23 protein-coding genes are annotated in these 24,777 nt (G+C 70.6%); 9 read left to right on the top strand and 14 right to left on the bottom strand.

Features of this window, described 5'->3' with window-relative positions; all coding sequences use genetic code 11:
* A complete protein-coding gene (locus QSK35_RS40435) occupies nt 1-6,186 on the bottom strand; it encodes a type I polyketide synthase (RefSeq protein WP_285753421.1) in 6,186 nt (2,061 codons plus the stop codon).
* Between the two features lie 288 nt (nt 6,187-6,474).
* Between QSK35_RS40435 and QSK35_RS40430 the strand changes: the two genes are divergently transcribed.
* The 6 genes from QSK35_RS40430 to QSK35_RS40405 all read left to right on the top strand — a co-directional run bounded on the left by QSK35_RS40430 (nt 6,475) and on the right by QSK35_RS40405 (nt 12,268).
* A complete protein-coding gene (locus QSK35_RS40430; RefSeq protein WP_285753420.1) occupies nt 6,475-8,727 on the top strand; it encodes a PQQ-dependent sugar dehydrogenase in 2,253 nt (750 codons plus the stop codon).
* 14 nt (nt 8,728-8,741) lie between these two features.
* Nucleotides 8,742-10,181, top strand: coding sequence for a S8 family peptidase (locus tag QSK35_RS40425; RefSeq protein WP_285753419.1), 1,440 nt, complete (start codon nt 8,742-8,744; stop codon nt 10,179-10,181).
* 252 nt (nt 10,182-10,433) lie between these two features.
* Nucleotides 10,434-11,174 (top strand): DUF5753 domain-containing protein, encoded by a 741-nt coding sequence (locus tag QSK35_RS40420; protein ID WP_285753418.1) that lies wholly within the window; start codon nt 10,434-10,436, stop codon nt 11,172-11,174.
* Between the two features lie 11 nt (nt 11,175-11,185).
* On the top strand, nt 11,186-11,359 hold the full coding sequence (locus QSK35_RS40415) for a DUF397 domain-containing protein (protein ID WP_285753417.1): 174 nt from the start codon (nt 11,186-11,188) through the stop codon (nt 11,357-11,359).
* Nucleotides 11,360-11,597: 238 nt separating this feature from the next.
* Nucleotides 11,598-11,789 carry a hypothetical protein gene (locus QSK35_RS40410; RefSeq protein WP_285753416.1) on the top strand — a complete coding sequence of 64 codons (192 nt, stop codon included), beginning with the start codon at nt 11,598-11,600 and terminating at the stop codon, nt 11,787-11,789.
* A 53-nt stretch (nt 11,790-11,842) separates the two neighbouring features.
* Nucleotides 11,843-12,268, top strand: a complete 426-nt coding sequence (locus QSK35_RS40405; protein ID WP_285753415.1) for a DUF1761 domain-containing protein — start codon at nt 11,843-11,845, stop codon at nt 12,266-12,268.
* Here the strand turns inward: QSK35_RS40405 and QSK35_RS40400 are convergent.
* The 12 genes from QSK35_RS40400 to QSK35_RS40345 form a co-directional block, all read right to left on the bottom strand.
* A complete protein-coding gene (locus tag QSK35_RS40400) occupies nt 12,182-12,688 on the bottom strand; it encodes a PH domain-containing protein (RefSeq protein WP_285753414.1) in 507 nt (168 codons plus the stop codon). The two genes, QSK35_RS40405 and QSK35_RS40400, sit on opposite strands and share 87 nt — an antisense overlap.
* Nucleotides 12,685-13,182, bottom strand: a complete 498-nt coding sequence (ribH, locus tag QSK35_RS40395; RefSeq protein ID WP_285753413.1) for a 6,7-dimethyl-8-ribityllumazine synthase — start codon at nt 13,180-13,182, stop codon at nt 12,685-12,687. The genes QSK35_RS40400 and ribH overlap by 4 nt, the downstream gene beginning before the upstream one ends.
* Nucleotides 13,179-14,438 carry a bifunctional 3,4-dihydroxy-2-butanone-4-phosphate synthase/GTP cyclohydrolase II gene (locus tag QSK35_RS40390; RefSeq protein WP_285753412.1) on the bottom strand — a complete coding sequence of 420 codons (1,260 nt, stop codon included), beginning with the start codon at nt 14,436-14,438 and terminating at the stop codon, nt 13,179-13,181. The genes ribH and QSK35_RS40390 overlap by 4 nt, the downstream gene beginning before the upstream one ends.
* A complete protein-coding gene (locus QSK35_RS40385; RefSeq protein ID WP_285753443.1) occupies nt 14,431-15,057 on the bottom strand; it encodes a riboflavin synthase in 627 nt (208 codons plus the stop codon). The genes QSK35_RS40390 and QSK35_RS40385 overlap by 8 nt, the downstream gene beginning before the upstream one ends.
* A complete protein-coding gene (ribD, locus tag QSK35_RS40380) occupies nt 15,038-16,045 on the bottom strand; it encodes a bifunctional diaminohydroxyphosphoribosylaminopyrimidine deaminase/5-amino-6-(5-phosphoribosylamino)uracil reductase RibD (RefSeq protein WP_285753442.1) in 1,008 nt (335 codons plus the stop codon). The genes QSK35_RS40385 and ribD overlap by 20 nt, the downstream gene beginning before the upstream one ends.
* Before the next feature lie 14 nt (nt 16,046-16,059).
* On the bottom strand, nt 16,060-16,725 hold the full coding sequence (gene rpe / locus QSK35_RS40375) for a ribulose-phosphate 3-epimerase (RefSeq protein WP_285753411.1): 666 nt from the start codon (nt 16,723-16,725) through the stop codon (nt 16,060-16,062).
* A gap of 32 nt (nt 16,726-16,757) precedes the next feature.
* Nucleotides 16,758-17,537 carry a hypothetical protein gene (locus QSK35_RS40370; RefSeq protein ID WP_285753410.1) on the bottom strand — a complete coding sequence of 260 codons (780 nt, stop codon included), beginning with the start codon at nt 17,535-17,537 and terminating at the stop codon, nt 16,758-16,760.
* Nucleotides 17,538-17,552: 15 nt separating this feature from the next.
* On the bottom strand, nt 17,553-18,038 hold the full coding sequence (locus QSK35_RS40365; RefSeq protein ID WP_285753409.1) for a flavoprotein: 486 nt from the start codon (nt 18,036-18,038) through the stop codon (nt 17,553-17,555).
* A gap of 73 nt (nt 18,039-18,111) precedes the next feature.
* A complete protein-coding gene (locus tag QSK35_RS40360; protein ID WP_285753408.1) occupies nt 18,112-19,545 on the bottom strand; it encodes an RsmB/NOP family class I SAM-dependent RNA methyltransferase in 1,434 nt (477 codons plus the stop codon).
* Nucleotides 19,542-20,465, bottom strand: a complete 924-nt coding sequence (fmt, locus tag QSK35_RS40355; RefSeq protein ID WP_285753407.1) for a methionyl-tRNA formyltransferase — start codon at nt 20,463-20,465, stop codon at nt 19,542-19,544. The genes QSK35_RS40360 and fmt overlap by 4 nt, the downstream gene beginning before the upstream one ends.
* 1 nt (nt 20,466) lies before the next feature.
* Nucleotides 20,467-21,015 (bottom strand): peptide deformylase, encoded by a 549-nt coding sequence (def, locus tag QSK35_RS40350; protein WP_285753406.1) that lies wholly within the window; start codon nt 21,013-21,015, stop codon nt 20,467-20,469.
* A 49-nt stretch (nt 21,016-21,064) separates the two neighbouring features.
* Entirely contained in the window at nt 21,065-21,202 is a 138-nt protein-coding gene (locus QSK35_RS40345) for a hypothetical protein (protein WP_285753405.1), read from the bottom strand.
* Nucleotides 21,203-21,321: 119 nt separating this feature from the next.
* On the opposite strand from QSK35_RS40345, the gene QSK35_RS40340 reads away from it, so the two are divergent.
* The 3 genes from QSK35_RS40340 to QSK35_RS40330 are packed head-to-tail and all read left to right on the top strand — an operon-like array spanning nt 21,322 to nt 23,269.
* Nucleotides 21,322-21,891, top strand: coding sequence for an RNA polymerase sigma factor (locus QSK35_RS40340; protein WP_285753404.1), 570 nt, complete (start codon nt 21,322-21,324; stop codon nt 21,889-21,891).
* Nucleotides 21,888-22,172, top strand: a complete 285-nt coding sequence (locus tag QSK35_RS40335; protein ID WP_285753402.1) for a hypothetical protein — start codon at nt 21,888-21,890, stop codon at nt 22,170-22,172. The genes QSK35_RS40340 and QSK35_RS40335 overlap by 4 nt, the downstream gene beginning before the upstream one ends.
* Entirely contained in the window at nt 22,169-23,269 is a 1,101-nt protein-coding gene (locus tag QSK35_RS40330; protein WP_285753400.1) for a hypothetical protein, read from the top strand. The genes QSK35_RS40335 and QSK35_RS40330 overlap by 4 nt, the downstream gene beginning before the upstream one ends.
* Here QSK35_RS40330 and QSK35_RS40325 read toward each other — a convergent pair.
* Entirely contained in the window at nt 23,256-24,644 is a 1,389-nt protein-coding gene (locus QSK35_RS40325) for an FAD-binding oxidoreductase (protein ID WP_285753398.1), read from the bottom strand. The two genes, QSK35_RS40330 and QSK35_RS40325, sit on opposite strands and share 14 nt — an antisense overlap.
* Between the last annotated feature and the right edge of the window lie 133 nt (nt 24,645-24,777).

Genomic DNA, 24,777 nt, shown 5'->3' with positions numbered 1-24,777 from the left:
TCACCACCCGGACGCCGTGTACACGACGCAGTCCTGCGCGCCCCACGCGAGCTCGCGCAGCAGGCCGACCGCGCCCTCCTCCGGGTCGATCAGCTCGATGCCCCGGCGCGCGTAGTCCACGGCGAGCTCGGGCGTGACCATGCCGCCGTGTTCCGCGTCCGGCGCCCACGGTCCCCAATGGACGGTCAGCGCACGCGACCCGGAGCGGGCGGCGAACTCCCGGCCGAGCGTCTCCAGCGCGTCGTTGGCGGCGGCGTAGTCGCACTGGCCGCGGTTGCCCAGCACCGCGGCGATGCTGCCGAACAACACCGTGAACGACGGCGCGTCCGGGAGGTCGGCGAGCGCCGCGAGCAACGCCGACGCGCCGTCGACCTTGGTGCCGAACACCCGGCGGAACGAGTCGACGGTCTTGTCGGCGAGCAGGCGGTCCTCGATCACGCCGGCGGCGAACACGACGCCGTCGACCCGGCCGAACTCGGCGTGCGTCTGCTTGACCAGGGTCCGCACCGCGGCGGTGTCCGTCGCGTCGAGCGTCCAGTACCGCACGTCGCTGCCGAGGCCGCGCAGCCGCGTGAGCGTGGCGTTCACCTCGCGCCGCGCCAGCACCCGCCGCGCGAGCCGGTCCAGCTCGGTGGGTTCCCGCGTGCCGAGAGCCGCGAGCGCGGCGCGGATCCCGGCCAGATCCGCGGCGGCGGCCACCTCGGCGGGCTCGGGGTCACCGGCCAGGTCGGTGCGCCCGGCCAGCACGATCCGGCAGCCGCTCGCGGCGGCCGCGGTCTCGGCGAACCGCGCGGTGATGCCACGCGCGCCACCGACGAGCACCAGCACCGACTCACGGCCCAGGCCCAGTGCGGCCGCTTCCGCGCCGCCCTGACCGTCCGGCCCGCCGCCCGCGGTGCCGAGCAGTCCCAGCGGTGCGGCGGTGAGGGTGAACGCCGAGCGCCGCTCCCCCAGCCGCACCACGGGTTCACCGCGAGACAGCAGTTCCGCGCACACCAGGTCCGGGTCCGGTTCGCCGGTCAGCTCCACCAGTTTGATCGTCGCTTGTGGACACTCACGGAACACCGACCGCATGAACCCGCGCAGCCCGGCGGCCCTGCGGTCACCGTCGCGCACGACGACGAGCAGCGTCCCGCCGGTCAGCGCGGCGGCCCGCAACCGCGGGAACAGCTCCGGCAACAGCATCGGATCGTCCTCGGCCCCGGCCGGGGCGAGCGCGTCCAGGTACACCAGCCCGTCCGGACCGTCCGGGTCAAGCACCACACCCCGTTCGACAAGTGCCGTCGCGACCGCGGCGCCGAACGGCGTGTCCGCACCGGTGACCGCGAGCCGCCTGCCGGTCAGCTCACCGGTGGGCTCGGCCTCCGCGACGACCTCGGTGAGCACGAACCGGGTCGGCGCGACACCCGACGGCGTCTCCACCCGCACGACCGGCTTCGACTCCGCGGCACCACCCAGCCTGCGGTCCAGCGACTCGGCGAGCGCACCCGCGCTGCGGGCCTTGGCGAGCTCCTCGATGTCGGCATCGCCCACCCGTCCGGCGAACCGGGCAGCCAGCTCGCCGACCAGCTCGGTTCGCTTGATCGAGTCGATCGACAGGTCGGCCTCCAGGTCGAGGCCCGGTTCGATCATCTCGACCGGGTAGCCGGTGCGTTCGCTGATCAACGAGGTCACCACGTCGAGCGTGGAACCGACGGGTTCTTCCTGCTGGGACTCGACGACAACCGGCTCCACCGGCGCGGGCACGGACTCGGCCCGCGGCAACGGGCGCTGCTCCGCACCGAAGTAGGCGAGCATGATGTCCCGCTGCGCGTTGACGAACTCCCTGGTGGTGCGCAGGTAGTCGTCGATGACCGCGTCCGGGTCGCCGCCGCGCGCGGTGCGGGTCAGCGTGACCCGCTTCGGCGGCCTGCCGCTGACGAACTCTCCCGCCGCGGTCCGCACCGCCTGGCCGTCCACCGTCCATTGTGGCCGCTTCGCCACAGTGTCGGTGAGGTCGGCGGCCCGGCCGTCGCACAGCCCGCTCGGCCTGATGGGCACACCGGCAGCGGCGAGCTCGGCCAGCGCGGTCAGGACACCGGTGAGGCCGCCACCCGAGCGCTCCATGTGCACCGTCTGATGTGGACGGTCGCCCAGCACGGCGTCGACGAGTCCGCTGAGCACCGTTCCGGGACCGCACTCCACGAACACCCTGGCACCGGCGGCATACATCGCCTCGATCTGCTCGGCGAACCGCACCGGAGCGCCGATCTGGGCGCCCAGCTCGACTGCGACGTCAGCGTCGGCCGGGTACTCGGACGCGGTCCGGTTGGCCCACACCGGGAAGAGCGGCGCCGCGAGCTCCAGCTCGGCGACCCGTGCGGCGAACCGCGGCCCGGCATCCGCGACCAGCGGACTGTGGAACGCGCACGCCACCGGGATCGGCTTCACCCGCAGCCCGGCCGCCGACAACGCCTCGACCGTGCGCTCGACGTCCGCGGTCGGACCGGAGATCACGGTCTGCCGCGGCGAGTTGTGGTTGGCGATCACGACCCCACCGGTGAGCAGTGGCTCGACCTCGGCCGGAGGCGCCGTCACCGCGGCCATCGCGCCGGGGTCGTCCCCGGTGGCGGCGAGGATCTCGGCCGCGCGGGCCTCGCTCAGCCCGACCAGGTCGTCCGGGTCCAGCGCACCGGCCGCGGTCAGCGCGACCAGCTCGCCGTAGCTGTGACCGGCCGCCATGTCCGGCCGCACCCCGGCCGTCGTGAGCACGTGGTGGTAGGCGAGCCCGGCGACACCGAGTGCCGGCTGCGCGATCCTGGTGTCCCGCAACCGATCCTGCTGCCGCCGCGCCTGCTCCTCGGTGAAGGCGGCGGGCGGGAACAGCACGCCGGCCCACGGCCGGTCCGCGAGCTCCTGCAGTTCGGGGAACGCGACGAGCAGCTCGGCCGCCATGCCCGGCCGCTGGCTGCCCTGGCCCGGGAACAGCAACGCCACCTCGCCCAGCGGGCGCGGTTCGCTGATCGTCACGTCCGCGAGCTTGCGCGTCAGCTCGGCCACGTCGCGTGCGACGAACGCGGCACCGGCGCGCGCCTCGGTCCGTTCGAACCGGCGGGCGGCGGTCAGCGCGAGGTCCCGCAGCCGGGCGTCCGGGCGGGCGTCGACCAGCGTCCGCAACCAGTCCACATCGGACTGGGCGCGGAACACGAACAGCTCGGCGGGCCACTGGTCGCGGCCGTGCCGGGGCGACGGCCCGCCGTGACCGGTCAGCACCGCGTGGAAGTTGGTGCCGCCGAAGCCGAACCCGCTGATGCCCGCGACCCGGTCGGAAGCGACACCGGGCCAGGGTGCGGCCGAGGTGTGGAACGCGAACGGGCTGTCGTCCGCCGACCACGGCTCGACCGGCCTGGTCAGGTGCGCGGTCGGCGGCCGGGTGCCGGTGTGCAGCGCCATCGCGGTCTTGATCAGCCCGGCGAGTCCGGCCGCGCACTTGGTGTGCCCGATCTGGGACTTGACCGACCCCAGCACCGTGCCGCCCGGCGCGGTCCCGGCGAACATCTCGGTGAGCGTGGCGAGCTCGGTGCGGTCACCGACGGCCGTGCCGGTGCCGTGCGCCTCGACGATGCCCACGTCCGCCGGGGTGACCCGTGCGTTCGCGTACGCCCTGGTGATCGCCGCGCGCTGGCCGTCGGGACGCGGCGCGGTGAGCCCGAGGGAACGCCCGTCGCTGGACGTGCCGATGCCCCGGATCACCGCGTACACCCGGTCGCCGTCGCGTTCGGCGTCGGCAAGTCGTTTCAGCACAACACATCCGACGCCTTCGGACAGCGCGATGCCGTCCGCGCTCGCGTCGAACGCGCGGGACCGGCCGGTCGGAGACAACGCGCCGACCGCGCCGAACAGCTGGTAGTCGTAGAGCCCGTTGTGGGTGTCCGCGCCGCCGGCCAGCGCGAGGTCGGCGCTGCCACTGGTCAGCTCCCGGCAGGCGACGTGCAGTGCGGCGAGCGACGAGGCGCACGCCGCGTCCACGGTGAAGTTCGCGCCACCCAGGTCGAGCCGGTTGGCGATGCGGCCGGAGATGACGTTGGCCAGCACACCGGGGAAGGTGTCCTCGGTGAACGCCGGCAGCTGCTCGTCCAGCTCGGTGGGTACCTCGGCGAGGTAACCGGGCAGCATCGCACGCAGCATCACGGCGTTGGAATGCTCGCCACCGGACTCGGCACCGAACACGACCGCCGTGCGTGAGCGGTCGAACGACCGGTCGGCGTACCCGGCGTCGGCGATGGCTCGCGCCGTGACCTCGAGCGCGACCAGCTGCACCGGTTCGATCGAGGCGAGCGAGGCGGGCGGGATGCCGTAGCGCAGCGGGTCGAACCCGATCTCCGGCAGGAACCCGCCCCACTTGGACGGTACGCGGCCGGGGTGGTGGAGCGCCGGGTCCCAGCGGTGCGCGGGCACCTCGGTGACCGCGTCCACCCCGTCGAGCACGTTCGCCCAGAACGCGGCCGTGTCGGTCGCGCCGGGGAAGACGCCCGCCATCCCGATGATCGCGATGTCCAGCGGTGGTGCGACGAACGCGTCGTCGTCCTCGATCACGTTGCGCGCCAGCACTTCGGTCGCACCCGCGGTGACGTCCGCGTGCAGCTCGGCGACCGTCGTCACGGTGTCGCGCAGCACCGCGACCTGCCCGGCCATGAACAGCCCCTCGGCGACCTGCGTGGCTTCGTCCACCTCGACCAGCGCGTCACCGGCGCGGCGCAGTCCCTTGCTGGCGATGCGCAACCGCCCGATGTTGAGCTGCTCCAACCGTTCCCACGCCTCGCGGTCGGGCACGCCCTGCTCCCGCAACTCGGCGCGTAACGCGGTGAACTCGTCGGCGAACGGGCTGGTGACACACCGGGTCTGGTGGCCGGGCGCGGTCTCCAGCACCGCGGTCGTGGCGGCGGCGAGCACCTGCCGCTGGAACGCCGCGCCGATCGCGCCACTGGTCACGGCCTCCGCGGTGAACAGGTACGCCGTGCCCATCAGCACGCCGACCCCGGCGCCGCGCGTCGTCAGCGGGGCCGCCAGCGCCGCCACCATCGCGGCGGACCGGCTGTCGTGCACACCGCCCGCGAAGAACACGTCGACCACGGTGCCCGGACGCGCGTCGAGAAAGCCGACCAGCACGTCGACCTGCTCCTGCCACAGCCGGAAGCTCGACTTCGGCCCGATGTGGCCGCCGCACTCGGCGCCCTCGAAGACGAACCGCCGCGCCCCCGCGTCCAGGAACTGCCCGAGCAGCCTCGGCGACGGCACGTGCAGGAACGCCGGGATGCCGTCGGCCTCCAGCGCGCTCGCCTGCGTCGGCCGCCCGCCGGCGATGATCACCGCGGCGGGCCGCTCCCGCCGGATCGCGTCGAGCTGCGCCGCCCGCACCTCCTCCGGCGCGAAACCGAGAATGCCCACGCCCCAAGGCTTCTCGCCCAGACTCTTCGAGGTCTCGCGCAGCAACGCCGTGGTGGCCGCCTCGTCCGCCAGTGCGAGCGCGAGGAACGGCATGCCTCCGGCGCCGGCCACGGCCAGCGCCAGCTCGGGCCGGTCGCTGACCCTGGTCATCGGCCCCTGCGCCACCGGCAACCGGCAGCCGAGCCGTTGCGCCAACGGCGATCCTTCGGCCAGCGTGGACACGATCTCCGGTCGCCGCGCCGCCGCGATCGCGTCCCGCACCGCGCGCACCGCGCCGGCGTCCGGCGAGTCCAGCACGACACCGGCCGCTCCACCGGCGACGGCCGCCGCTGCGGTCCACGGCCCGATACCACCCGCCACCCACACCGGTACGTCCACTTCGGACAGCACGTACTGCAGCAGCACGAACGAGGTCAGCTCGCTCGTCTCGTCGCCCTTGACCAGCAGGCCATCCGCGCCCGCACACACGGCCGCACGCGCCGCGGCCACGTCAGCGACCTCGACGACGACCCGTCGTCCGGCGGCCCGCCACTCGCCGACGGTGTCGGTCACGACCAGGGAAACCTGGTCCGGCAACACCTCCGCTGTGGCCGCGCCGACCCGCACGCCGAACGTTCCATCGATCGACCGCGCCGCCCGGCGCAGCTCCCGCACCGCGTTCCGGTCCCCGGCACCGAGATCCAGCACGCCGACGGCTCCCGCGGCGCACAGCGTGGCGGCGACTCGCGCCGACGGCGTGATCCCCAGAACTTCACCCATGGTGACCCCTCACAGTGCCTGCTCGATCACCACGCGTGATCAAAATGGACCGGATCGGAGTCTAGGAACGTTCCTATGCCTTACCGATGGAGTCGTGATCGACATCACCCATAGTTAAGCTATTGATACGCTGAGCAACTCTTTTGGTGCTTGTAACGTGGCGTTCTCGCCTTTACGCCCGGCAGCTGATAAGGACCGGCCTGTAGCCGTCCGGGCACTTTCCGTTGCCACGTAACGCATTTCGTCGACCCCCGATGTCCCTTCCAGGCGGACAGGAAGGGGGCCGCGATGAAGCTGCGCCCCAGACTCAAGACAGCACTGCTCGCAGTGGTCCTGCTGGCGCCCGCGACGGTGGCGATGCCCGTCGCGGCGGCCTCGACGCTGCCGCCCAACTTCAGTGATCGAGTGGTGTTCAGCGGGCTCACGAACCCGACGGCCATTCAGTTCGCCAATGACGGCCGGGTGTTCGTCGCGCAGAAGAACGGTCAGATCAAGGTCTTCGACAACCTGACCGACACGACGGCCACGACGTTCGCCGACCTGTCGGCGAGCGTGCACGACTTCTGGGACCGCGGCCTGCTCGGCTTCACGCTGCACCCGAACTTCCCGGCGACGCCTTACGCGTACGCGCTGTACGCCTACGACCCGAGTGGACGCTGGGGCGACGGCTGCCCGACCCCGCCCGGACCGACGACCGACGGCTGCCTGGTCTACGGGCGCCTGAGCCGGTTGACCGCCAGCGGCAACACCGTGACGAACGAGACGGTGCTGATCAACGACTGGTGCCAGCAGTACCCCAGCCACTCGATCGGCACGCTGCTGTTCGGGCGCGACGGCGCGTTGTACGTCAGCGGCGGTGACGGCGCGAGCTTCAACAACGTCGACTACGGCCAGTACGGCGCGAACTACCCCGGTTTCCAGGCGAACCCGTGCGGTGACCCGCCGGGCACTGTCGGCACCCCGCTGACCCCACCGGGTGCGCAGGGTGGCGCGTTGCGCAGCCAGAGCGTGCGGCGCACCCCGGTGACGCTCGACGGCGCGGTCCTGCGCATCGACCCCACCACCGGAGAGGGCCTGCCGGGCAACCCGTTCGCGTCGTCGACCGACCCCAACGCTCGGCGGATCCTCGGCTACGGCCTGCGCAACCCGTTCCGGATGACCCAGCGGCCGGGCACCGACGAGATCTGGATCGGTGACGTCGGCTGGAACAACTGGGAGGAGATCAACCGGCTCACCTCCGGCCAGAACTTCGGCTGGCCGTGTTACGAGGGCGCCGGCATCCAGTCCGGGTACCAGAGCGCGAACCTGACCATGTGCTCGCAGCTGTACAACACGCCGGGCTCGGTCACCGCGCCGTACTACACCTACGCGCACAGTGCCTGCGTGGTGAACTACTCCGGCTGCCGCACCGGCAGCTCGTCGATCACCGGCATGGCGTTCTACAGCGGCGGTTCGTACCCCGCCCAGTACAACGGCGCGTTGTTCTTCGGCGACCACAGCCGCAACGAGATCTGGGCGATGATGCCCGGTACCAACGGTCTGCCGGATCCGGCGAACCGCCAGTGCCTGGTGTGCGTCGACGGAACCGGTGCGGGCGCGGGACACCCGGTCGACCTGGAGATCGGGCCGAACGGCGACCTGTTCTACGTCAACATGGACAACGGCACGATCCACCGGATCGTCTACACCGCCGCGAACCAGCCGCCCACCGCGCGGGTCACCGCCACCCCGACGAGCGGAAACGCCCCGCTGACCGTGAACTTCAGCGGCACGACGTCGACCGATCCCGAGAACGCGGCGCTGACGTACAGCTGGGACCTCAACGGCGACGGCGTCTACGGCGACGCCACCACCGCGACGACCAGCTACACCTACAACGCTTCCGGCAGCTACGTCGCGTCGTTGCGGGTCACCGATCCGCAGGGCGCCAGTGACACCGACAGTGTCACGATCACCGTCGGCAACACACCGCCGATGCCGGCCATCGACTCGCCCACTGCATCTCTGCGCTGGAAGGTCGGTGACGTCATCAGCTTCTCCGGCCACGCCACGGACACGCAGGACGGCACGATTCCCGCGTCCGGGCTCAACTGGCAACTGGTTATGAACCATTGCTTCAGTGCAAGTGATTGCCACGAGCATGTTGTTCAGACATACTCCGGTGTCGCAAGTGGACAGTTCGCCGCCCCTGACCACCAGTACCCGTCCTACCTGCAACTTCGTTTGACCGCAACGGATTCCGGCGGGCTGTCGACCACGACGAGCGTGCGGCTCGACCCGCTGACGGTCGTGCTCACGTTCAAGACCAACCCCGGCGGGCTCAAGCTGTCCGGGCTCGGGTTCAACGAGTCCGCGCAGTCGACCCCGTTCAGCGCAACGGTGATCGTGGGGTCGGGCAACTCGGTGAGCGCACCTGAGACCCAGGTGTTCAACCGCTCGACCTACGCCTTCGCGTCCTGGTCCGACGGCGGCGCGAAGGACCACACGATCATCGCGCCCGCGGTGAACACCACCTACACGGCCTACTACCGGAAGCGGTGACCATGAACCGTCCCATGGCAGTGCTGGCAACGGCTTGTCTCGGCGCGGCACTCTTCGTCGTACCAGCCCAAGCCACCCCGGACTCGACCTACGTGGTCCTGTATCGCGAGGGGGCGTCGTCGGCGAACGCGGCGAGCGCCGTCTCGCAGGCGGGCGGCACGCTCGTCGCCCGCTACGACCAGATCGGTGTCGTGATCGCGCGCTCGTCGAGAGACGGGTTCGCCTCGTCGTTGCGGCAGAACTCCGCGGTCGAGGGCGTCGCGTCCACCGCGGGCCTCGGCACGCGGGTCGCGGCCGATCAGGACACCGGCACCGCGGAGGTCGCCCAGGCCGCCTGGGGCGACACGCTTTCCGGCCTGCAGTGGGACATGAAGCAGATCAACGTGCCGCAGGCTCACGCGGTCAACGCGGGCAGCCGCACCGTGGTCGTCGGTGACCTCGACACCGGTCTCGACTTCACGCACCCCGACATCGCGCCGAACTACGACGCCTCGAAGAGCGCGGACTGCTCAAGCGGCGCCGCTACCCCGTTGGCCGCGGGCAACGACCAGAACGGCCACGGCACGCACACCGCGGGCACCATCGCCGCGGCCGCCAACGGCACCGGCATCGTCGGTGTGGCGCCGAACGTGAAGATCGCCGGCGTGAAGACCAGCAACGACGACGGCTTCTTCTTCCCCGAGATGGTCATCTGCGCCTACATGTGGGTGGCCGCCAAGGGAATCAACGTCACCAACAACAGCTACTTCGCCGACCCGTGGCTGTTCAACTGCAAGAACGACGCGGACCAGCGGGCGATCTGGAAGGCCGAGCGCCGCGCGATCCGCTACGCCCAGTCCAAGGGCACGGTCGTGGTCGCCTCCGAGGGCAACGAGAGCACGGACCTCTCGCACCCGCGGGTCGACGTGATCAGCCCCGACTTCCCGCCCGGCAGCGAGCAGGAACGCGAGATCACCAACGCCTGCTCGGTCGTCCCGGTCGAGGTGCCCGGCGTCGTCGGCGTGACCGCGACGGGCAACAAGCGGTTCAAGTCGTACTACTCCAGCTACGGCATCTCCACCGCCGACGTGGCGGCGCCGGGCGGTGACCGGCGGCTGCAGCTGACCGCCGAGGCCCCGAACGGCCGCGTGCTGTCGACGTGGCCGAGCTACCTCGGCTGCGCGATCCAGGTGACCGACAACGGCGCGAAGTTCTGCTACCTGCAGGGCACGTCGATGGCCGGCCCGCACGCGGCCGGTGTCGCGGCGCTGATCCTCAGCGCCCGCGGCGGCACGGCGGGCTCGGTGGCCTCCCAGCTGCAGACGGCGACGAACCCGCTGGCGTGTCCGTCCGACATGTCGATCTACGCGCCGTTCCCGCAGAACAGCGGGGAGCCGCAGGAGTGCACCGGCGGTCCGGCGCACAACAGCTTCTACGGCAGCGGCGAGATCGACGCCCTGAAGGCCGTGAGCTGACGACCGTTATGGCCACCTTCACGGACTTGAGGTCCGTGAAGGTGGCCATAACGGTTTCCTTGGCGGGCAAGGGTTTTGGAGGCCTTCCAAAGCGCTCCCCGTTCGGGTTGACTTCGGCCCAAACGATGGAGGTCCGGCAACCTCCGGCCCTAACTTCGTTACATGCCACGACGAATCTCCACGGTGCGCGGCCGAGAGTTCGGCGACGGGGTCCGGGCCGCGCTCACCGCGGCGGGGCTGACGTCCCGCTCGGTGTCCGAGTTGCTGCACTGGGACGAAGCCAAGATCTCCGCTCTGTTGAACGGCAAGGGCGGCTCGACCGAGTTGGAGGTCGGCATCCTGCTCGGCGTCTGCCGCACCCCGCACGAGGAACGCGACCACCTGCTGAAGCTCTTCCGGGAAGCGCATCTCAGGGGCTGGCTGCAGGAACACGGCACGAGCGCGCCGATCCAGCCGCGGACGTTCGTCGAGCACCTCAACATCGCGACGCGGTACGTCAGCTGGTCACCGCTCCTGGTGCCCGGCCTGCTGCAGATCCCCCACTACATGCATGAGGTCTTCCGGGCCACCGCGACCATTCCGCGCGATGAGATCGGGACGCGTGTCGTGGCGCGAACTGGCACCCAGGACGTGTTCCGGCGGATGCTCCAGTGCACGTTCTACATCCACGAACAGGCCCTCAGCCTGCCGGTCGGCGGCAAACGGGTGATGCGCGACCAGCTCCATCACATGCTTCGGATGGAGGTACGGCCCAACATCACCATTCGCCTGGTGCCCACGGCGATCGGCGCCCACGCAGGTCTCGGCGGCGCATTCGACCTCATGAGGTTCGACAAGGTCCCGCAGGTCGTGTTCCTGGAGAACGAGAACTCCATGCTGATCATCGAGTCGCAACAGTCCGTCCAGGGCTATGAGCAAGTCATAGAGTCACTCGATCAGACCAGCTTGGATGCGGAACAATCGAGGAGGTGGATCACCAAGCTAATGACCTGAGGGAGGCGCCGATGATGGTCTGGCGCAAGAGCAGCTACAGCGGCAACGGAATGAACTGCGTCGAGGTCGGCCATGGCGTCGGCATCCGCGACAGCAAGGCGGTAGCCGCGGGCCATCTCCCGGTCAACGCACCCGCGTGGAGCTCGTTCCTCACGGCGGTCAAGTCCAGCCACCTGTCGAGGTGATGCTGGACGGATGCCGCGCCTGCTACAGCGAGGCGGATCTCCGGTTGCTGGTAGGCGATCCCGCCGCCGTGCCACTGGAGCCCCGAGCAGTGGCGGTTCGGCTGGCAGAGGTTCGGTCACCGCATCCTGGACATGATCGCGGGCCACGAGACGCTGGGTGAGCTGCTCGCCGCCGAGCTGACCACGTCGCTTGGCGGGCTCGCGAGCGTGTACGACGACCTCCGGCCGTAGCTCGAGGATGTCCCTCGACGATGCGGGAGTCGTCCGGCTGGCGTTGCGGTGGACGGCAGACCTGCTGTGGGAGGACACCGACTGGTTCGGCTGGTGCTGGCCGGAGTACGAGCCGGTTCCGGTCGTGCGCGAGTGGGTCGAGCGGTTCGCCGCGGCGAGCCCAGCCCGTGGTTCTATCCCAGCGCTGGGCTGGGGGTAACGAACCTCCGCTGAGCCGCGATTCCAAGGCACCTGATCACGGCTGGAGGAACCATGAGCTTCAGCGTCCTGGGCGACCTGAACTGGCTCGCCGTCATCGTCGCCACCGTCGTCTACTTCGGACTCGGTGGCCTCTGGTACGCCGAGTTCCTCTTCGGCAAGCAGTGGCAGAAGGCCATGGGCTGGGAGGGCAACGCCCCCGAGGGCGGCGGCGCGGGGATCTACGTCTTCCCGCTCGTCACCTGCTTCGTCGCCACGCTGGCCACCGCCATGATCGCGAAAGCCACCGGGACGGACACGGTCGGCGAGGCGATCGTGCTGGCGATCGTCGTCGGTATCGGCGTCGCGGCGGCGGTCCTGACCGTCACCGGCGTGTTCGACTCGACGAAGCCGTCAGCGATGACCACCGTCGCCATCAGCGCCGGGTACCACTTCGTGGGCCTGCTCCTCGCCAGCGTCATCCTCAGCGTCTGGACGTGACGCGGCGCGGTGCAACGACCGCAGGGCTCGAACGGCCGCGACGGCGTGCTCGCGGTCGGCGGCCTGCACGGCCATGACCGAGACGTACTCGTCGTCGGGCAGCTCCAGCCGCGCCCAGGAAGCGCCGTCGGGGAAGCTGACCGCGAGCACGTCCGTCCACTTGAAACTGTGCGAGGTGAGCACGTTGCGCACCTCCACACCTTCCGAAGAGGCACGAACACGCGGGCGGGTGAGCAGCAGGATCCCGCCCGCCATCAGCACGCCCAGCACGATCATGGCCACCTGATCGGACACCCGGAAGATCACGCCCGTGTCCGACCGGCCCAGCAGCAGGCCGACGACGGTGAACAGCACCACCAGCAGGATCGCGGCCGCCCAGGCGACGCGCTTCACCTTGCGGGGCCGGACCTCGAGGCTCATTCGTAGCCCCGCTCGGTCCACGGCTGACGCAGCCCGCGCAGCACCAGAGCGGTGTCGATGGCCGCGACACACGCCTCGAAACCCTTGTCCTCCACCGAGTCCGGCAGGCCGGCGCGCGCCAGCGCCTGGTCCTCGGTGTCACACGTGAGCACGCCGTTGCCGACCGGCGTGGACTCGTCCAGCGCGACGCGCGTCAGGCCTGCGGTCACGGCGTCGCACACGTACTCGAAGTGCGGGGTGCCGCCGCGGATGACGACGCCGAGGGCGACGACCGCGTCGTGGTGACGCGCGAGCTCCTGGCACACAACGGGAAGCTCGATCCCACCGGGCACGCGCACGACGGTCGGCTCAACCACACCAGCCTTGGCCGCCGCGGCCAGCGCGCGCTCGACCAGCGTGTCCGTGATGCGGGTGTGCCAACGCGTCGCCGCGATCGCGAGCCGCAGGCCGTCTGCCCGCGGCACCTCGATGTCGGGACGGCCTTCGCCGCTCATTCGTTCTCCTCGGTGGACGAGACGACGGCCTCGTACTGTTCGAGCTGGTGCAGTTCGTGGCCCATGCGGTCGCGCTTGGTGCGCAGGTACCGCAGGTTCTCCGGGTTCGGCGAGATCGGCAGCGGCACGCGGTCCACGACGCGCAGGCCGTAGCCGGCCTCCAGGCCGACCCGCTTGGCCGGGTTGTTGGTCAGCAGGCGCATCGACTTGATGCCGAGGTCGATCAGGATCTGCGCGCCCGTGCCGTAGTCGCGCGCGTCGGCGGGCACGCCCAGCGCGAGGTTCGCGTCCACGGTGTCGTGGCCCGCGTCCTGCAGCTGGTAGGCCTGCAGCTTGTGCATCAGGCCGATGCCGCGGCCCTCGTGACCGCGCATGTAGAGCACGACGCCACGCCCCTGCGCGGCGACGGCCTCCAGGGCGGCGTCGAGCTGCGGGCCGCAGTCGCAGCGCAACGAGCCGAACACGTCACCGGTCAGGCACTCCGAGTGCACGCGCACCAGGACGTCCTCGCCGTCGCCGATGTCGCCGTAGACCAGCGCGACGTGCTCGATGCCGTCGAGCAGGCTGTCGTAGCCGACTGCGGTGAAGACGCCGTGTGCGGTCGGGATGCGCGCCTCCGCGACCCGCTCGACCTGCGTCTCGACGCGGCGGCGGTACGCGATGAGGTCCGCGATGGTGATCAAGGCCAGGTCGTGGTCGGCGGCGAACACCTCGAGCTCGTCGCGGCGCGCCATGTCCTCCTCGACCTTCTGCGACACGATCTCGCAGAGCACGCCCGCGGGCGCGAGGCCGGCCAGGCGGGCCAGGTCGACGGCCGCCTCGGTGTGGCCCGGACGGCGCAGCACGCCACCGTCCCTGGCGCGCAGCGGAACCACGTGGCCGGGCCGGTTGAAGTCGGACGCCTTGGCGTTCGGATCGGCCAGCAGCCGGATCGTGCGGGCGCGGTCGGCGGCCGAGATACCGGTGCTGATGCCGTCGCGCGCGTCGACGGTGACCGTGTACGCGGTGCCGCGCTGGTCCTGGTTCGTGTGGTACATCGGCGGCAGGTCGAGCCGGTCGCAGTCCTTGTCGGTCAGCGACACGCAGACGTAGCCGGACGTGTAGCGGACCATGAACGCCAGCAGCTCCGGCGTCGCCTTCTCCGCGGCGAAGATCAGGTCGCCCTCGTTCTCGCGGTCCTCGTCGTCCACGACGACGACGGGCCGTCCGTTGGCGATGTCCTTGATCGCCCGCTCGATCTCCGGGAACTCACTCACCACGGGCCTCCTCGCCCACATTGTCACCCAGATGCGGGGTCGCCAGCTTCTCCACGTACTTCGCCAGCACGTCCACCTCGAGGTTGACCAGGTCACCCGGCTTGCGGTGGCCCAGCGTGGTCAGCTCCAGGGTGGTCGGGATGAGGCTCACGGTGAACTGGTCCGGCTGCACGCTCACCACGGTCAGCGAGACGCCGTCGACCGTGATGGAGCCCTTCTCGACGATGTACCGCGACAGCGCGGGCGGCAGTCCGATGTGGACGAGCTCCCAGTGTTCGGCCTGCTCACGCGCCAGGATCGTGCCGGTGCCGTCGACGTGGCCCTGCACGATGTGGCCGCCGAGGCGCTGGCCGAGCGCCGCCGCGCGCTCCAGGTTCACGCGGTCGCCCTCGGCGACCTTGTTCAGGCTGCTGCGAACGAGCGTCTCGCGCATCACGTCCGCGGTGAAGGCGCCCTCGACGACGTCCACCACGGTCAGGCAGACGCCGTTCACCGCGATCGAGTCGCCGTGCTTGGCGTCGCTCGTGACCAGCGGCCCCGCGATGGTGAGCCGCGCCGCGTCCGGCAGGTCGGTCACCGTCACGACGCTGCCGAGTTCCTCAACGATCCCGGTGAACACCATTCCTCCTTTGCGGAACCGCACTGATCCGCATGTCCGGTCCGCTCATGGTGACTTCTTCGACGTCCAGCCGGACAGCGTCCGTGATGGTTGACACGCCCGCGTCTTTGAGGGCCGCCGGGCCCGCGCCCAGCAGCACCGGCGCGACGTAGGCCACCACGCGGTCGATCCGGTCCTGTTCCAGGAACGCCCCGGCCAGCGTCGGACCGCCTTCCAGCAGCACGTCCACGACGCCTTTGCCCGCGAGCAGGCGCAGCACCTCGTCCGGATCGTGCGTGCGCACGTGCAGCGCGGTCGCCTCCAGCTTGGCGCCCGCGGGCAGATCGCTGTGTCCCACGACCACCGGCAACGGCTGGCGGTCCAACGGCATTCCATCGGCATCTCGCGCCGTGAGCGCCGGGTCGTCCGCGCGGACCGTCCCGGTGCCGACCACGATCGCGTCGATCTTGGTCCGCAGCTCGTGTACCTCGGCGCGCGAGACCTCGGAACTGATCCACCGGCTCGTGCCGTCCTCCGCGGCCACCCGGCCGTCCAGCGAGGCCGCGTACTTCCACGTCACGTGCGGGCGCCCGGTGCGGGCGAAGTGCAGCCACGCGCGCAGCGGCCCCTTCTCGACCTGCTCGCGGAGCACGCCGTCGGCCGTCGTGATCCCGGCCTTGCGCAGGACCTCGGCACCACCGGCGGCCTCGGGGTTCGGGTCGGCGACGGCGTAGACGACGTGCTTGACGCCGGCCTCGATGAGCGCGTCGGTGCACGGCGGCGTGCGGCCCCAGTGCGAGCACGGCTCCAGCGTCACGTACGCGGTTCCGCCGCGCGCCCGCTCCCCCGCGTCGTGCAGCGCCATGATCTCCGCGTGCCTGCCGCCGGGCGGCTGGGTGGCGCCGAACCCGACCGGCTTGCGGTCGCGGTCCACGATGACGCAGCCGACGGGCGGGTTGGGACTCGTGGTGCCGCGGACCCGTTCGCTCTCCGCGATGGCGAGCGCCATCGCGTCCTCCGGGTTCACCTTGCCTCGTCCACCTTGAACTGGGCAGCCTTGGCCCGCAACGCTTCCACGGCCTTGCCGGGGTCGCCCGCGTCGTAGACCGCGGACCCGGCGACGAAGCAGTCGACGCCGGCCTCGGCGGCCTGCTCGATGGTGTCGGCGTTGATGCCGCCGTCGATCTCCACGACCAGCTTCAGGTGTCCGGTGTCCACCAGACGCCGCGCCTCACGAACCTTGTCCAGCACCTCCGGCATGAACGACTGCCCGCCGAATCCGGGTTCGACGCTCATCACGAGCAGCGTGTCGTAGTGCTTGAGCGTCTCGATGTACGGCTCCAGCGGCGTGCCCGGCTTGACGCTCAGCCCGGCCTTCGCACCCGCGGCGCGCAGGTTCTTGGCGAGCATCACGGGGTCGTGCGCGGCCTCGACGTGCACCGTGACGTTGTACGCGCCGGCCTCGGCGTACCCGATGGCCCACTTGTCCGGGTTCGCGATCATCAGGTGACAGTCGAGCGGGATGTTCGTGTACTTCAGCAGCGACTTGACGACCGGCAGGCCGATCGTCAGGTTCGGCACGAAGTGGTTGTCCATCACGTCGACGTGGATCCAGTCCGCGGTCGGGATCGCGGCGACCTCGGCGGCGAGGTTCGCGAAGTCGGCGGACAGGATGCTCGGAGCGATCATCGGCGAGTGGACCACGATCGCTGAGTCTAGGCTCAGCCGCTGGGGACCAGCCGGTCACCCTGCGCCTGGTACCGCGGCAGGTCGCTCGGTCCGGTGACCTTGAAGTAGCGGCCTTCGTTGTCGAGCGGGATCTGGTACTCGCGCCCCTCGACGATGACGTCGAGCACCACCAGGAACTCGACGTAGTCCGTCAGCTCTGCGAAATGCAGCCGGAACAGCTCCGGGTCGCCCTGTTTCACCTGGTACGGGAACTTCACCGGCTCCTCCCCTTGCTCACCGGGGTCCGGAACGACAGTCGGCGTGACCGGCTTGAGGTCCACCAGCAGGTAGCGCGGCTCGACCGGGCCGCCGCACGGGCTGGTGTCCGCCAGGTAGCCGGTCGTGGGCGGCGAGGTCTTCTTGTGCACCTCCACGCGCAGGTCCGTGAGGATGACCTCCTGCGGGCTCGGGTTCTGCGCGTAGATGTCCAGTGTGAGCAGGCTCGACTGGACGTGCGTCAGTGTCGGATCCTCGCCCTTCTTGATCCGTCCGACATCAGCGGCCTTCGGGTCGCCCTCATGGTGCTGCAGGCCACACGACTCGTAGCTGACCTTGCTCACCAACCGCGGTGGCGGCGGTCCGGCCTTGGCCGTGCCGACCTCCCCAGGCCTGGTGATCCAGTAGACCGCAGTGGTGGACGCGGCGATCCCGATGACGACCAGCAGAGCGGTTAGCCACCAACGGTGTCTGACGATGAACGTAACGTCACCGTGGATGTCCCTGGCCTGGACCGCGTTGCCCCAGAGATTTCCGCTGATGCGGTTGCGGTCCACCCGTCCAGAGTCTGCTCAGCCGTCGACCAAGTCGATCAGCCGTTCCGGCGAATCCGGTTCGGCCACCACAGCGCCTGCCTTGGTCAGCGTTTCGATGTGACCCGCCCACGCCGGATGACGGCGTTGCGCGTCGTTGGCCTGCGGCCGCACGACGAACGGGTTGCCCGTGCCCAAGCCCTCACCGAGCGCGGTGAGGGCCTGGTTGTCCGCGATGCCCAGCGCCAGCTTGGCGAGCGAGTTCGCCGTCGCGGGCGCGAAGATGAACGCGTCCGGTACCGGATACGGCTTGGGTTCGGACGGCAGTCGCGGCGTCCACCGGATCGGGAGATCCGTCAACGCCTGCAACGGTTCCAGCTCGCCCGCGGCCTCGAACCACCGCGCGACGGTGGGCGTGAACGTGATCGCCAGCTGCCAGCCCCTGCGTGCCGCGGGCTCGGCCAGGCCGGTGCGGAACCAACGCTCCACGCCGCCACCCGCCGACGCCACCAACCCCAAGATCACGCCGCGAGTCTACGGCTTGCCATGAGGGGAGCTTTCCCAGCGCTGACCGCTATGAATGGTCCCCTCATAGCCGTCAGGCGGGCCGCCGGAGCACCGCGCAGAACATCGCGTCCGTGCCGTGCAGGTGCGGCCACAGCTGCACGTACGGCCCCTTGCCGAGGTCCGGGACGCCGGGGAAGAACTCCCTGGTGTCCAGCACCTCGGCCCCGGTCCGCCGCGCGACGTCCGCCACCACGCCGACCGTCTCGGACAGGTGCGGCGAGCACACGACGTACGCGACGACACCGCCGGGCCGGGCCAGCTGCAACGCCTCGGTGAGCAGCTCGCGCTGCAGCTTGGTGAGCTGCCCGACGTCCGAGGGCTGCCGCCGCCACCGCGCCTCCGGCCGCCGCCGCAACGCTCCGAGCCCGGTGCACGGCGCGTCGACCAGCACGCGGTCGTAAACCCCGTGCTCCAGGCCGGACTCGCGGCCATCACCGATGTGCACGTTCACCGGCAGTCCGCTGGTGATCTTGCGCACGAGGTCCGCCCGGTGCGGCGCCTTCTCGACGGCGTCCAGTTCGCCGCCTTCCAGACCGACGAGCGCGGCCAGCAGAGCCGCCTTGCCGCCGGGGCCCGCACACAGGTCCAGCCAGCGCAGGTCCGGTCCGTCGAGCGGCGCGCGGGTGAGCGCCAGCGCGCACAGCTGACTGCCCTCGTCCTGGACGTTCGCGAGGCGTTCGCGCACCGGTTCCAGGTCGCCGGGATCGCCCGCGCCGGGCTCCAGGTGCACGCCATAGGGAGAGTACGGCGCGACGTCGCCGCCGGTGATCGCCGCAAGCTCGTCCGAGCTGACCTCGCCGGGCCGCGCGACCAGGTGCACGGCGGGCCGCGCGTCGTCGGCCTCCAGGGCCAGCTTCAACGGTTCGTCGCGGCTGCCGAGCGCCTCGGCGAACGCCTGCGCCACCCAGCGCGGGTGTGCGTTGGCGAGCGCGAGGTAGCCGATCGGGTCCTCGTCCGGGTCCGGGCCGAGCTCGTCGACCCACGCGTTCTCGTCCTGTTCGGTGACGCGGCGCAGCACGGCGTTCACGAACCCCGCCGCGCCCGAGCCCAGCTCGCCACGCACGAGGTCCACAGTGGACGCAACGGCGGCGTGCGCGGGAATCCTGGTGCGCAGCAACTGGTAAGTGCCCAGCCGCAGCGCGTCGAGCACCGATCCGTCCACTTCGGACAACGGTCGGTCCGAGCACGCCTCGATCACCGCGTCGAGCAGCCCCTGCGCACGTGAGGCGCCATAGGCCAGCTCGGTCGCCAGCGCGGCGTCCCGGCCGCTGATCTTGCGTTCCCGCAACAGCTGCGGCAGCACGAGGTTGGCGTACGCGTCGCGCTGGCGCACCGCGCGCAACGTGTCCAGCGCGGCCAGGCGCGCCGGGTCCTCGACGGGCGGCCGGGACGGGCCGGTGCGCCTGCGGGGCGGCGCCGGCTTGCGCGGCCGGGACGGCTTCGAGGCTCCACGGGAGTAGTTCACGCGATCTTCTCCCCCGCCTCGATGCGCACGCCGCGAGCCCAGTCGGTCGCGTTCATGCGCTTCTTACCCTGTGCCTGCACCTCGCCGAGCGCGACGGCCTGCGTCGCGGTCCCGACGAGCACGCGCTTGCGTTCCACCCGGATCTCACCGGGTTCGAGCTTGTCGTCCACCGGTGTCACCGGGCCGAGCTTGAGCCGTTCGCCGCGAAACTCGGCCCACGCGCCCGGATCCGGCGTCACCGCACGGGCCAGCCGATCCACGATGTGCGCGGGCGCGGTGAAGTCGAGTCGTGCGTCCTCGACGGTGATCTTCGACGCGTAGGTCACACCGTCGGCGGGCTGGTCCTTGGCCTCGAGAATGCCGTCCTCGATGCCGTCCACAGTGGACAGCAACAGGCGCGCACCGGACTCGGACAGCCGGTGCAGCAGGTCACCGGACGTGTCGCGCTCGCGCACCTGCTCGGTCACGACGCCGAACACCGGTCCGGCGTCGAGTTCCTTGACGATGCGGAACGTCGTGGCACCGGTGATGTCGTCGCCCGCGCGCACCGCGGCCTGCACGGGTGCGGCGCCACGCCATGCGGGCAGCACGGAGAAGTGCAGGTTGACCCACCCGTGCTTCGGCACGTCCAAAGTCTTCTGCGGCAACAGGGCGCCGTACGCGACGACCGGGCAGAGGTCGGGAGCGAGCTCGCGCAACCGTTCGAGGAACTCGGGGTCCCCGGCCTTCGGCGGCGTCAGCACCTCGATCCCGTGCTCGTCGGCGAGCGCGCCCACGGGCGACCGCTCGAGCCGCCGGCCGCGTCCGGCCGGGGCGTCCGGCCGCGTGACGACCGCGACGACCTCGTGGCGGGGAGAGTCGATGAAGGCACGCAGCGAGGGCAGTGCGACCTCGGGCGTGCCCGCGAACACCAGGCGCATGTCAGTTGGCCCTGCCGAAGAGTGGGTGGGGGCTCTGCTTGAGCGTGGGAACGTTACCGTCGAACCACTCCGCCTGCCGGATGGCCTTCATGGCCTCCTTGCGGGTCTCCGCGTCGAGCCGGTCGAGGAACATGACGCCGTCGAGGTGGTCCGTCTCGTGCTGGATGCAGCGCGCCAGCAGGTCGCTGCCCTCGACCTCGACCGGGTCGCCGTGCATGTTCCAGCCCTTCGCCACGACGTGCAGGTGGCGGCGGCAGTCCCACGACATCCCGGGAATCGAGAGGCAGCCCTCGGGCCCGTCCTGCGTCTCGTCGCCGACAATGTCAAACGTCGGGTTGACCAGGTGCCCGGCGAAACCGTCGCAGTGGTAGGTGAACACGCGCAGCCCGACACCGAGCTGGGGCGCCGCGAGCCCCGCGCCGCCCGCGTTCTGCATCGTCTCCCAGAGGTCCTTCACCAGCGTGCGCAGCTCCGCGTCGAAGTCGGTGACCTCGACGGCGGGTGTTCGCAGCACCGGGTCGCCGAACAGACGGATGGGTTGAACGGTCACGCGCACTACTCCTCGGGGTGGACTGCAGGCCAGTCTACGAGGAGGACGGTCAGTACTCGGTGCCGCTGCCCAGGAAGATCACGCCGACCAGCGCGAGGACGAAGTGCCCGGCGAACCGCAGGGCGGTGAGCAGGGGACGCAGGACATTCGGGATCGCGACCGGCGCGTGGAGGGTTGTCGTCGTCATGCCACAACGATGCTCCTCTCGCAGGTCAGCGCGCCTCCACTCGCCGTATGAAAGTCATCTACCGCGCTGGTATGAAGATCAGGTGCAACACCCGGCCGGATGGTGGACACACCCAGGTCATGAGGCTGATGCAGGGGGCGGCGGCCGTGGACTCCTCCGACGCGACGCTCTGGGAGCGCGGTGACGAGGCCGCCTTCGCCGAGCTGTACGACCGGTATGCCGAGGCGGTGTGGAACCACGCCTACCGGCTGACCGCGTCGTGGTCGACCGCGGAGGACCTGACGTCGAGCACTTTCCTCACCGCGTGGCGCCGCCGCCGCGAGGTGCGGCTGGTGCGCGACAGCGCGTTGCCGTGGCTGTTCACCGTGGCGGCGAACCTGGCGCGCACCGAGTTCCGCCGGGCGGCCCGGTTCCGCAGGCTGCTGCACCGCGTCCCGCCGAACGACGTGGTGCGCGACCATGCCGAAGAGGTGGCCGCGTTCGTCGATGTCGAACGCCGCCTACGAATGGTGCTTGCGGCGATCGCAACGTTCCCCAATGCCGAACGCGAGGCGGTCGAGCTCGTCCTGCTGGGCGAACTGCCGGTCGCCGAGGCCGCCGAGGTGCTCGGTGTGGCGGAGGTCAGCGTCCGCACCCGCATTTCGCGTGCGCGCGCCCGCTTGCGGACTCTGATGGAGGTGGAGTCATGACCATCCAGCCACCCCTGCGCCGAGGGCGGGCGGTTACGGGGCCCTCGAACGACGTGGTGCGCGGGCACGTCGACGAGGCCGCCGCGTTCGGCCATGTCGAACGCCATTTGCGAACCGCGCTGAAAGCGACCGCAACGTTCCCCAATGCCGAACACGCGCCGGTCGAGCTCGTCCTGCTGCGCGAGCTGCCAGTCGCCGAGGTACACGGGATCGCCGAAGCCGGCATCCGCACCCCCATCTCCCGCGCCCGGCCACGGACCCTCACGGAGGTCGAGTCATGACCATCCAGCTACCCCCACGCCGGGAGCTACCGCCGGAGATCAAGGAGCGGATGCGCCCCCGCCTAACGCAGACCCGGCACCGCACGTGGATCGGCGCCGCGGCCGCCGCCGCACTGATCGTCGCGGGCGGCATCATCACCGTGCAGACCACCCGCGACGACGCTGAAGTACCAGCACCCGCACAACCCGCCGCCAAAGCCGACATCGCCCGATGCCGAACGGCGTTCGACAATGCCGGATGGCGGGCGAAGTACGCGCTGTCGTTCCAGGCGCGCACGGTCCTGCTCGGAACGGACGGCAAGATCTGCGAGCTGGGCCGTTCGACCGCCACGACAGTGGAGCTCGGCCCCGCGACGGCCGTGCAGACGCCGAGCGGACTGGTCATGGGCGTACCGCCCGTACGGGCCAAGTCGATGTCCGCGCGGCACACCGACCCGGAGAAGAGCCTGGCGAACTGGTCACCGCCCACGATGATCACGCCGGACCTGTTCCTCGTGGACGCGAGCCCGAACAACGTCGCCGACTCGAAGCTGACGCTGAAGTTCGAGAACCACTCGGTGGACCTGCGCTGGGGCGACATCAGCAGGCAGGGCGTCCCGAAGGACAGCTTCGTCAGCGGCGACCCGAACCCGGCGAGCCCGGTGAACGTGCTGGCGCGCTGCCTCGACAACGCCATCGCGAGACGCTCGTCGACCGGGTTCGAGCAGGACTGGCGGCCCGGCGCGATGGTGCGGCCCGGCGTGCTCACCGCGTTCAACTCGAAGGGCGAGTGGGGCACCTGCCCGATCGACCCGAACGGCAACGCCCCCGCCTCACTCGACGGGACCATCGCGTTCGGGCCGATCGCGAACCACTGGGCACCGTTGTTCCACACCGAGTTCAGCGACGGCCGCTTCTTCCTGGCCGGCCTGGTCGACTCGACAGTCGCGCGGGTGGTGCTGGTCTCCTCCGACGGAGCCGGCACCGGGCAACCCGCGGAGATCGACCACGGCAGCTTCGCGGCCGTGATCAACCTCCGGGCCGGTACAGAGTCGAAGATCCGGCTCTACGACATCAACGGAACGGTGGTGTACGACGGTCCGGTCAAGCCGGCTTGATGTTCATGTTGCGGTGCAAGAGGTTCTCGGGGTCGTACTGGGCCTTCAACGCGGCCAGTCGCGCGTACTTCTCCGGCCCGTAGGTCGCGCGCACCCGGTCCGCGTCGTATTCGGCCATGAAGTTGATGTACACGCCGGACTCCGAGGTGTGCGGCAGCAACGCGTCGAACAAGGCGCGCGACCACGCCCGGTCGGCCTCCAGCAGCTCGGGCGTCGGCGCGACGGCGGCCATGTTGATCACCCACTTGGCGTTCCGGTCGCCACCGAACGCCGTGTCGTCCGCACCGGTGTCGCAGAACGCGCCACCGAGATAGAACATCGGCATGAGCGACATCGGGGACGCCTTGCTGGGAACCAGCCCGGCGATCACGTTGACGACGTCCTCGGTGAGGTCGTCGACGTACACCGCCTTCTCGTAGCCGAGGATGCCCCACGGCGCGCTGTCGTCGAGCATCGACTGCAGCGCGGCGTACGGCAACGGCGTGACGAACTCGAACAGCGGCGGCAACGCCTCCCTGATCGGCGCGACGAGCGAAGCGTGCTCCTCCGGCGACTCGAACCCGGCGATGAGGATCGCGAAGCCGGGCGCGAAGTGGTGCTGCTCGGGCACGAACGGCGCCGGCGGCGCGTTCAGCGCGGCGACCAGCGCGCCGCAGCTGCGCGGCAGCGCGGGCACGATCTCGCGAGCCAGCCGCAGGGCGTCGGCGCCCTGCTCGAGGGTGAAGAAGAACATGCCCAGGTTCACCATGGGCCCGATCGGGAACAGCCGGAACTCGAAGGCCGTCACGATGCCGAAGTTGCCGCCGCCACCCCGGATCGCCCAGAACAGGTCCGGGTTCTCCGTCGCGGACGCGCGCACCAGCCGCCCGTCGGCCAGCACCACGTCGGCCCCGATGAGGTTGTCGCACGACAACCCGTGCCGCGCGGTCAGCCAGCCGAACCCGCCCCCGAGCGTGAGGCCGGCGACGCCGGTGTGGCTGATCGTGCCCGCGGGCACCGCGAGCCCGTGCTCCTGCGTGGCCGCGTCGAGGTCCGCCAGCGCGGCCCCGCCACCGCACACGGCGGTCCTGTTCACCGGGTCGACCGTGACCTCGTTGAGCCGGCTCAGGTCGATCATCAACCCGTCGTCGCACACGGACGCGCCGGAGAAGCTGTGCCCACCGCCCCGCACCGCGATCTCGAGCCCGGTCTCCCTCGCGTACCGCACCGCGGCGGCGACGTCCCCGGCGCTCCCGCAGCGGGCGATCAGCGCCGGGCGCCGGTCGATGGCGCCGTTCCAGATGGATCTCGCCTCGTCGTACTCCGGGTCACCGGGCGTACAGACGATGCCGTGAAAGCCAGTGCGCAGAGTGGTCACGTCAAGGTCGATGGTCATGGGGTTCCTCCAGGCGGCCTAGGGCACGGTCACGGTAAGCAACCACGTGAGGGACGTCACAGGGTCTTCTGTCCCGCGAACGTCCCGTTCAGCGGACGGTGTTGCTCCGATTGCTCCATGACACAGGCCGCCC

Origin of the sequence: Lentzea sp. NBRC 105346 (genome assembly GCF_030269605.1) — a bacterium.
Taxonomy (GTDB): domain Bacteria; phylum Actinomycetota; class Actinomycetes; order Mycobacteriales; family Pseudonocardiaceae; genus Lentzea.
The sequence above is the reverse complement of the archived record's forward strand: the minus strand, read 5'-3'. Positions and strand labels throughout refer to the sequence as shown.

What these genes read in the sequence shown, in the direction of transcription:
- QSK35_RS40435 (WP_285753421.1), bottom strand. Translation starts at nt 6,186, where the DNA reads ATGGGTGAAGTTCTGGGGATCACGCCGTCGGCGCGAGTCGCCGCCACG.
- QSK35_RS40430 (WP_285753420.1), top strand. Translation starts at nt 6,475, where the DNA reads ATGAAGCTGCGCCCCAGACTCAAGACAGCACTGCTCGCAGTGGTCCTG.
- QSK35_RS40425 (WP_285753419.1), top strand. Translation starts at nt 8,742, where the DNA reads ATGGCAGTGCTGGCAACGGCTTGTCTCGGCGCGGCACTCTTCGTCGTA.
- QSK35_RS40415 (WP_285753417.1), top strand. Translation starts at nt 11,186, where the DNA reads ATGATGGTCTGGCGCAAGAGCAGCTACAGCGGCAACGGAATGAACTGC.
- QSK35_RS40410 (WP_285753416.1), top strand. Translation starts at nt 11,598, where the DNA reads ATGTCCCTCGACGATGCGGGAGTCGTCCGGCTGGCGTTGCGGTGGACG.
- QSK35_RS40405 (WP_285753415.1), top strand. Translation starts at nt 11,843, where the DNA reads ATGAGCTTCAGCGTCCTGGGCGACCTGAACTGGCTCGCCGTCATCGTC.
- QSK35_RS40400 (WP_285753414.1), bottom strand. Translation starts at nt 12,688, where the DNA reads ATGAGCCTCGAGGTCCGGCCCCGCAAGGTGAAGCGCGTCGCCTGGGCG.
- ribH (WP_285753413.1), bottom strand. Translation starts at nt 13,182, where the DNA reads ATGAGCGGCGAAGGCCGTCCCGACATCGAGGTGCCGCGGGCAGACGGC.
- ribD (WP_285753442.1), bottom strand. Translation starts at nt 16,045, where the DNA reads ATGGCGCTCGCCATCGCGGAGAGCGAACGGGTCCGCGGCACCACGAGT.
- rpe (WP_285753411.1), bottom strand. Translation starts at nt 16,725, where the DNA reads ATGATCGCTCCGAGCATCCTGTCCGCCGACTTCGCGAACCTCGCCGCC.
- fmt (WP_285753407.1), bottom strand. Translation starts at nt 20,465, where the DNA reads ATGCGCCTGGTGTTCGCGGGCACGCCCGAGGTCGCACTGCCCTCGCTG.
- QSK35_RS40345 (WP_285753405.1), bottom strand. Translation starts at nt 21,202, where the DNA reads ATGACGACGACAACCCTCCACGCGCCGGTCGCGATCCCGAATGTCCTG.
- QSK35_RS40340 (WP_285753404.1), top strand. Translation starts at nt 21,322, where the DNA reads ATGAGGCTGATGCAGGGGGCGGCGGCCGTGGACTCCTCCGACGCGACG.
- QSK35_RS40335 (WP_285753402.1), top strand. Translation starts at nt 21,888, where the DNA reads ATGACCATCCAGCCACCCCTGCGCCGAGGGCGGGCGGTTACGGGGCCC.
- QSK35_RS40330 (WP_285753400.1), top strand. Translation starts at nt 22,169, where the DNA reads ATGACCATCCAGCTACCCCCACGCCGGGAGCTACCGCCGGAGATCAAG.
- QSK35_RS40325 (WP_285753398.1), bottom strand. Translation starts at nt 24,644, where the DNA reads ATGACCATCGACCTTGACGTGACCACTCTGCGCACTGGCTTTCACGGC.